General features: G+C 60.9%; 8 protein-coding genes. 6 read left to right on the forward strand and 2 right to left on the reverse strand.

Going from position 1 to position 8,316, the window contains the following annotated elements; translation table 11 throughout:
* The 4 genes from VGI36_10450 to VGI36_10465 all read left to right on the forward strand — a co-directional run.
* On the forward strand, positions 1-189 hold a 189-nt coding region (locus tag VGI36_10450; protein HEY2485561.1), incomplete at its 5' end, for a hypothetical protein.
* A 31-nt stretch (positions 190-220) separates the two neighbouring features.
* Positions 221-781, forward strand: coding sequence for a metallophosphoesterase family protein (locus tag VGI36_10455; GenBank protein ID HEY2485562.1), 561 nt, complete (start codon positions 221-223; stop codon positions 779-781).
* Positions 782-1,038: 257 nt separating this feature from the next.
* Positions 1,039-2,169 (forward strand): amidohydrolase family protein, encoded by a 1,131-nt coding sequence (locus VGI36_10460; protein ID HEY2485563.1) that lies wholly within the window; start codon positions 1,039-1,041, stop codon positions 2,167-2,169.
* A gap of 144 nt (positions 2,170-2,313) precedes the next feature.
* Positions 2,314-3,381, forward strand: coding sequence for an amidohydrolase family protein (locus tag VGI36_10465; protein HEY2485564.1), 1,068 nt, complete (start codon positions 2,314-2,316; stop codon positions 3,379-3,381).
* Between the two features lie 225 nt (positions 3,382-3,606).
* On the opposite strand, the gene VGI36_10470 is transcribed toward VGI36_10465, so the two are convergent.
* Positions 3,607-4,491, reverse strand: coding sequence for an SDR family NAD(P)-dependent oxidoreductase (locus tag VGI36_10470; GenBank protein HEY2485565.1), 885 nt, complete (start codon positions 4,489-4,491; stop codon positions 3,607-3,609).
* Between the two features lie 973 nt (positions 4,492-5,464).
* Here VGI36_10470 and VGI36_10475 point away from each other — a divergent pair.
* Together VGI36_10475 and VGI36_10480 are read left to right on the forward strand one after the other, a co-directional pair.
* Positions 5,465-5,839 (forward strand): hypothetical protein, encoded by a 375-nt coding sequence (locus tag VGI36_10475; protein HEY2485566.1) that lies wholly within the window; start codon positions 5,465-5,467, stop codon positions 5,837-5,839.
* Positions 5,836-6,711 carry an SDR family NAD(P)-dependent oxidoreductase gene (locus VGI36_10480; protein HEY2485567.1) on the forward strand — a complete coding sequence of 292 codons (876 nt, stop codon included), beginning with the start codon at positions 5,836-5,838 and terminating at the stop codon, positions 6,709-6,711. Before VGI36_10475 ends, VGI36_10480 begins: the two co-directional genes overlap by 4 nt.
* A gap of 554 nt (positions 6,712-7,265) precedes the next feature.
* On the opposite strand, the gene VGI36_10485 is transcribed toward VGI36_10480, so the two are convergent.
* Positions 7,266-8,316, reverse strand: a 1,051-nt coding sequence (locus tag VGI36_10485) for an LLM class F420-dependent oxidoreductase (protein HEY2485568.1), incomplete at its 5' end; no start/stop codon positions are given.

Below are 8,316 nucleotides of genomic sequence, written 5' to 3' on the forward strand. Positions count from 1 at the left end.
GCTGTAGATTTTTGGGTGCCGAAGCATATGCTGCCTGACGTGAAGGCTCGTTTTCAGGCAGATCGCTATGTTCACATCGGCGATCGAGACATCGATCGCCAACTTGCCGAACAAGTAGGGTTCCATTTCTGGTGGGACCACGAGGCCGTTGCTGAGCCTTGGTTGGCCTGGCTAACTGACGAACGTTGAGGAGGCTCGACGCCAGCATCTCAACGGCGGTATGAAGATTGGACTGATCTCAGACACCCATATTCCGTCCATGGGTGCAGAACCACCATCCCAAGTGGTCCGGGCCTTTGAGGGGGTCGATCTGATCCTCCATGCCGGGCATGTTGAAATCGCCTCTTGCATAGGGTGGCTGGAGCGTATCGCTCCGGTTACGGCAACCACATCGTGGCTGGTGGGTACGGGTGAGGCTCTCCCGAGGGTGAACACCACCAAGGTGATGGAGGCGGAGAACCATACCATTGGCATGTGCCATGAGTTGATCTTAAAGAGCTTGGGCGACGATGTCATCCCCGGGGCGATCGGGAGGGCATTCCCTCCTGGAGAGTCACTGCCCGACGCGTTACAGGTCATCTTTGGCAAGCCGGTGGACATTGTGGTTTTCGGCTACACCCATGAGGCTATGGTGGAAACTCACCAAGGGGTGCTTTTCGTCAATCCTGGAAGTCCCAGCTTGGTGAAACAGAACATAAGACTCGGCACAGTAGCCATCCTAGAAATTACGCCAGAGAGCAGGACTGCCCGCATAATTGACCTAGCTGCACTGGACGCGTGAGGTGCGCCCCCACCTGCCTACTGTGAAACCGGCCCGGTCGAGCACTGCGGCGGCCTCAATCACGAGGGCAACTTCGTTCACACCCTAACTTTGATCGATATCCATGGGCATTGGACGGGATGTGCGGCGCTGGAGGCCTCGTGGAACAAAGCTGGGCTGACCTCGGGGTTTGCCAACCCAAGGGCGTCCATGGGAATCTGAATCAGAACTCAAAACGGGGAATCTCCGGCTTGGGGTATTCATAAGGAGACTAGGCGATGGCCTTCGAGTACAAGCGCATCGATGTCGACAGTCATTGCCAGGAAAAACCTGACACCTGGACCAGCCGGATGTCCAAGGCCAAGTGGGGCGACCGTATACCACAGATCGTCGAGAAGGATGGTCGGGAGATGTGGCTATGCGACGGGAGAGTATTGATGAACGGCTGGCTCTGCTTGTGCCATGGCGTGATTCCCGACCGCAAGAGCCTGCCCACGCATTGGCGAGATGTGCCGTCGATGGTCTACACCGCGGACGGGCGGATGCGCGCGATGGACCAAGACGGCGTCTCCGCGCAGGCACTTTTCCCCAACACGGCGGGGGTCGGTGGCGAAGCTTTCATGATGAGAATGGACCCCGAGTTGCAGAAGGACTGTGTCCGGGCGTACAACGACTATCTTGCCGAGGAATTTTACGACGTCGCTCCCCAGCGCTTCATCACGCTGGCCGAACTGCCGCTCGCAAGCGTCGAGGCCGCAACCGCTGAGTTGAAGCACGCGGCCAATCGAGGCCATCGCGGATTTCTCATGATCGGCGCCACCGAGCAGTATCGTCTGCCGGCGTTTGCCGACCGCTACTGGGATCCGCTGTGGTCAACCGCCCAAGACCTCGATATGCCGGTGCATTTCCATAATGTGGCCGGCGCCAAACGGCTCACGCTCGGTTCCGAGCCTGGCGCTAGCGATATGAAGACGCTGGCGATGGGCAGCGCGAACTCCTTCGCGCTCTCCTCACAGATTTTCGCCAATCTCCTGCTGAGCGGGGTGCTCGAGCGTTTCCCGAAGCTGACCTTCGTCGGCGCGGAAAGCGGCATCGGATGGGTTCCGTACGTGCTTGAGGCCTGCGACTATGAATGGGAGCGTAACCAGCTTTACAAGAACGGACTCAAGCGCAAACCCAGCGACGCATTCCGTCAGCAATGCTACGTCGACTTCTGGTACGAGCGGGCAGGAATCGAGCTGCGCGACTTCATCGGCATCGACCGGATCTTGTGGGAGACGGATTTCCCACATCCGACTTCGATCTGGCCAGCGGCCGACAAGTGGCTGAAATGGAGCTTCGCGGGAGTTCCCGAAGAGGATCAGCACAAGATCTTGGTCGAAAATCCCAAACGCGTCTACAGGCTGTAGCCAAATGGAAGCGATGGAGGCATCAGGCCGCCGCTGTTTTTTCCTATGCGCAGGCATGGAAAGGGTGATGCCGTGGCTTTGCGATTTGGTGTGATATCCGTTGACGACCACGTAGTGGAACCCCCCGACCTGTGGACGCGAGGCATGTCGCAAGCGAAATGGGGCGACCGCGTTCCGCATGTGGCAGCACAGGCGGATGGAACGGAGCGGTGGGTGATCGACGGTCAGGTCAGGGCCTCAACTTCGCTCGCGCCGACTGGAGCTTTATCTGACAATCGCGGCCTGGAACCGCAGGCCTGGAGTCAGGTGCCCAAGAGCACGTACGAGCCGCGCGCGCGGCTTGCCGCGATGGACTCCGATGGCGTTGATTGTTCGGTGTTGTACCCATCAGCGGCAGGGGTCAGCGGCGAGGCGATCGGCGCAATCAAGGATCTCGAACTTCAGATCGAATGCGCGCGTATCTACAACGACTGGATTATCGAGGTATGGGCGACGTCCAGCCGCTTCGTGCCGCAGGCCATCCTGCCAGCAGGATCAATTGAAGCGGCGACCGCCGAAGCCAGGCGCGCGGTGGGCCGCGGCCATAGGGGCCTGATCATGCCGGCGCAACCTTCGCAGATAAATCCCGCCTCTCCCCATCTGTACAAGCCGGAGTGGGACCCGCTGTGGACCACAATCCAGGAACTAGACGTCCCCGTGTGCTTCCACGCGGGAAGCGCTCCCAGCGTGATGTTCGAAATCAGTCCGGCCTACGACGCGGCCGGCGCCCGCGCATTCGACAACGTCCGCCAGGCGGCCGGCAGCGCAGCATTGATTAACGGAATGGTGCTGTCGGGAATCCTATATAGGTTTCCGAAATTGCAGCCAGTATTTGCGGGTAGCGCGATTGATTATGTACCGTTCGCGCTCGAAGCTCTGGACCATCAATGGGAACGCCAGCGTTTGGCCGAAAACGAAGGGTTCACCGAGCGCCCGTCCGAGATCTTCCATCGGCAATGCTACGTGACCACGTGGAAAGAAAAGGTGGGTTTGCGAAACCGCAATTACGTTGGTCCGGACCGCATCCTGTGGGAGTCGGAGTTTCCGCGATCGACATCGACGTATCCCGAAACCACGCGCATGATCGAGAATAATTTTGCCGAGGTTCCTGTAGGGGAGCGCGAACTTATCCTGTGGCGCAACGCCGCGCGGCTATACAAACTGGCGATTTGAATTGCGGGTCCAGTCTATTTACCGCATCGAAATTTCCGAGCGGGACCTCGGCCGAGACGGAGCCGGGTGCCGAGAGCTTCACACTTTGCGCGCCGTGCCGTGATTCTCCTCGAGGGGGATTTTCAAATCCCCCACCCGGGGGTTGGATCCAGAATCCTGAGCGCGGTTCAATTCCCCCCGCCTCCACCACGTCAAACTTTCACGCGCATCGCCTACTTGCCGTCCCTAGGACATCCGAGGCTTTTGCAGGTCGCGCGCAAGCGTTCGCTTCATCGCTTCAAAGAAGTCGTCTAGCTCCCAGGGCACTTTGTTATAAAGGGTTTTCTCCGGGCTCATGTGCTTGTAGCGCGTCACGCTGTAGCCGGCCGAGCCGAACACCTGACCGGTGATCTCAGCCGCTTCGTCGCTGGCCAGAAAAATCACGATCGGCGCGACATTGACCGGATCGAACGGTGTTCCTTGCGCCTCAGCACTGGGCGTAATCCGCGACTCTGCCTGATGGATCGTATCGGTCATCCGCGTTGCAGCGACAGGAAAGATCGCATTACAGGTGATTCCATAACGGCGCAATCCTTGAGCGGTGCTGAAGGTCAGGCCCAGGATCCCTGCTTTAGCCGCTGTGTAGCTTGGCTGACCGGGACTGCCCAGCGCAGCGTTGGAGGAGAAATTGATGATACGGCCACAGCGGCGCTCGCGCATATGCGCCGACGCAAACCGGCTGGTGCAAAACGTGCCTTTGAGATGGCTGTCCAGCACGCGATCCCAATCTTCTTCTTCCATGTTGAAGATCATGCGATCGCGGATGACGCCGGCGAGGTTCACCAAGATGTCGAGGTTGCCGAATTCCTTGACCGCTTGATCGACGAGCCCCTTGCCACCCTCCATCGTTGAGATGTCCATCAGGTTGGCCACGGCCCGCCCGCCTGCGGCTTTGATCTCGGCGACCACGTCGTTAGCTGGCGATGTCGGCGCCCGATCACCAGCGAGCGTGGTACCGAGGTCGTTGGCGACGATGCAGGCTCCCTGCGCGGCCATCGCCTTCGCCAGCGCGCGTCCAATTCCGCCGCCCGCACCAGTGATGGCCGCAACTTTTCCGTCAAGCTTGCCCATAAACTGTCCTTTCCCTTTGGATAGCGCGCATAACGAGGTGCTGCGCTCCAACTCGGTCTTGTACACGATGCTCCGCGAGAAGTCATAGGCGCGGGGAGAAGCAAGAGTCCGGTCCAACCGATGAGGGCATTCGGGCGAGGGGCGGCGAGGTGATCGGATCGGGCACCCGCGATGCAGGCCGGGGCCGTGGGCGAGACGGCGAGCTGCAAATCGCGGACTAAGCGTGTAGTGGCCATTGCCGGGATATTTTCGGACGGGGGTTCAATTTCCCTATCCGTCAGTCACTTCGGCGTTTCTGAATCCTTCCGTTAGAACTACGCCGCGTCTGTTGCTCGTTTTGCTTCGTCGGCGGCCGTCGGACTGCTGACTTTGTAGAGCTTCTGCGCATTCTCCCAGAGAATCTTCCGTAGCATTGACTCTTCCGCAATCAGACAAACCGCCTCGATACGGGCAAACACTTCGTCACCGTAGAGGAGGTTGGATGTGGGAAGTCGGTCTCGAACAGAGGTGCTCGCAGGGTTTCGAGTCAACCTCTCTTACGGGCTGCGAGAACCAAGACGCATACCGAACTTTGTGCGGGTGGCACAGTGCCTCTCCACTTAGGGGCTGTCCCAGATAACTTCGAATGCGAGCGTACGCGTCGACGTTCTGCCGCAGTGAGTTGGAGTGCTCGACGAGGAGGCAGCGCGCCTCCGGGTCGGAGTGCGGATGGAGCGCACCCGCAGGCGCGAACGCCGACGAACGCCTTGACATGTAGTGCTCTCGTTGTCACAATGTTACCATACCAGCGACGATAACAGACGAGCAGGCTGCCGTCCGGCGCGCGAGGATCCTGACCGCCGCGCGCTGGTGCTTCCTGAACTTTGGCTTTGCGAAGACGGCGTTCGAGGACATCGCCAAGCGCGCCAACCTCTCGCGGACGCTGCTCTACCGGATCTTCAAGAATAAGGAGGAGATCTAGCAGGCCGTCTTCGTGGACTGGCTGGTCTCACGGCACCCTGCTGCGAAGCAGGTGGCGAAGGGGCCAGGCAGCCCCTACGAGCGCTTGCTCAGTGTGTGCCGTTTGTTGGCGCTCGAACCCTGGGCCGAGATGGTCGGCACGCCCATGGGGCGCGAGTTCCTCGAGGCCTGTGAGCGGATCGACCCCGAGAATGAGGCGCTCTACCGCAAGATCGCGCACGAATGCGTCGCCTCCATCCTGGGCGACGAAGCGAGCGCCGAGGTCTTCCTCCTCGCGCTCGACGGGTTGCTCGCGGACCAACCCTCGATGGAGGTACTGGAGCAGCGGACGCAGCGCCTCGCAGCGCGCTTCGCTCCTCGCTCGTCGAGGAAAGGAGCGCGGTCATGACAGCGTCACCTGAAATCCAACAGATCGGCATAATAACCGGTGCGTCTACCGGCATCGGCGCGGCCACGGCACGCGAACTGGCCCGGCGGGGGTTCCACGTCCTCGCGGGTGTCCAGCGCGACCGGGACGCCGACGCAATCCGGGGGCCGGGTATAGAGCCGCTGATCATCGACATCACCAACCCGGACCACATCCGGGCGCTAGCCACGCGGGTGCACGGGGATCCGCAGGGCCGGGCAGTGCGAGCGCTGGTAAATAACGCCGCCGTCGCGGTCAACGCACCGGTCGAGGTCTTCGCGATCGACGAGTGGCGACGCCTGTTCGAGGTCAACCTCTTCGGCCACATCGCCGTTACCCAGACACTCCTGCCGGCCCTGATCCGCAGCAAGGGTCGCGTGGTCAACATCAGCTCCGTGGGCGGCAGGATCGCCATGGCCACTTATGGTCCTTACGCAGGCGCGAAGTTCGCACTCGAAGCCGTCAGTGACTCCTTGCGACGCGAAATCGCCCCGTTCGGCGTCCAGGTGGTCGTGGTTGAACCGGGCGCCGTGCGTACGGAAATGGCCGGCCGGGCGATCGCCGCCGCCCATGAGCTGGCGTCGATCATGACCCCCGAGCAAAACCAGCGCTACGGCGGGCTGGTACATGCCATCACCGCGCAGGCCGCGTCGTTCACCGAGTCGGGCCTGCCCGCTGACGCCGCGGCCAAGGTGATTGCCAACGCAGTGACGGCGCGAAAGCCGCGCACTCGCTACACCGTCGGCCGCGACGCCGCACTGATCACCGTCTTGGCACGCATCCTACCCGACCGGATACTCGACCGCGTCTTTGCCGCCGCTCTGCGTCCCCACTTTCCCAAGGAGAGCAAATGAGCACCACGACTCCGCTACCGCTGGCCGCTCTCTTATGAGGTTGATCCATCTGGCCCGGTCTTGGGGGTGCCTCAACACCTACCCAGCGGGCAATCCTGCTCGCTTTGAATGAACAAGCCGGCGTTTTGAAGTCGATCCAGTCGAACCGGATGGCGAGAATTTCGGACGGCCGCCAGCCAACCCTGAACCAAAGGTCATAGAGGTCGCGGTACCAGCCAGGAACGCTAGCTAAGCTAGAAAGTCGTTCACCTCGGCAACTGTCCGTAGTCAGATGCCTACTTGGGAAAGGTCCGTGGAAGAGTTAGTCGCGAAAGGACTCCAGCAGTGAACCCTTGACGTCTTCGGCCACGCGTTTCGCAGCCAGGTTTTCAGGTATCCTCAGTGCCCGGGACGACTGCGATGACGACCTGATCTGGCTGCCATCGGGCGAAGATCGCTTAATCCTAGGCTTCAGTCGCAGGTCGCCGGAGGACTGCACGGCCAGCCATTCAAAGGAACGCTGACGCGTTTGCTTCAGCCTATCTTGCAAGTCCTCAGGGCAAGAGCGGGTTCGCCTACGGGCGTGGCAAATCCGCCACCTCGGCCATCAGCTCGATCGCTTCGTCTTGGCGCGCCTCGATCAGGGCGCCATCGGCTCCGCAACTCTCCCAAGCCCGATAACGCTCACGGATCCGCGCCGGTGGCCCGACCAGCGCCCGCAAATCGATCAACTCGTCCGGCACCGCGGCCGCAGCTTCCTCTTTGTGCCCTGCAAGATACAGCTCCTGGACACGCGCTGCAGCCTCCGGAAAGCCGTGTCGTGACATCAGATCCTTGTGAAAATTCTTGCTCCGCGCGCCCATCCCGCCGACGTAGAGCGCAACGTTGGGCTTCATCCGATCCAGCGCGCTCTTCACGTCGCGATCTATGATCACCGGCATGATGGTGAAGATCTCAAACTTATCAAACGATTTGGCGTTGCCGGCGCGACGAAAACCGGCCTCTAGCCAAGGGCGATAGTGCGACATCGCGTCCGGCACCAGCCCCATCGCCAGCCATCCGTCACAGATCTCGGCGCAAAGCTTGACGGTCGCTTCGTTCTCGGCCCCCAGCCAGATAGGCAGCTTCGGATTCATGTGGAGAATCGACTTGAGCGGCTTGCCCAGCTCACTCGAACCCGGCCCGTGATAAGGGAGCGAAATCTCGCGACCTTGATAGCTGACCGGTGCCTCACGCTGAAAGATTTTGCGCATGATCGCGATATAATCGCGGATACGATAGTAGGGGCGACCCCACGGCTGGCCGTACCAGCCCTCGACGATTTGCGGTCCTGATACACCCAGCCCTAAGACAAAGCGATTACCGCCGGCCAGGGCGTCGATGGTCCCGGCGCACATCGCGGCATTGGCAGGACTGCGCGCGGCGAGCTGCATCACACCTGTGCCCAACCGAATCCGCTTGGTCAGCGCGGCGATATAAGCCAGGGGCGACACCGCGTCCGAGCCATAGCTCTCCGCGGTCCACACCGAATCATAACCGAGCGCCTCGGCCCGCAGGATGCGCTCAATCGGAAGGTGCATCCGGGCTCCGGAGTAGCCAATCATGACGCCAAGTTTCATCGCGGCC

Source organism: Candidatus Binataceae bacterium, assembly GCA_036495685.1.
Classification (GTDB): domain Bacteria; phylum Desulfobacterota; class Binatia; order Binatales; family Binataceae; genus JAFAHS01.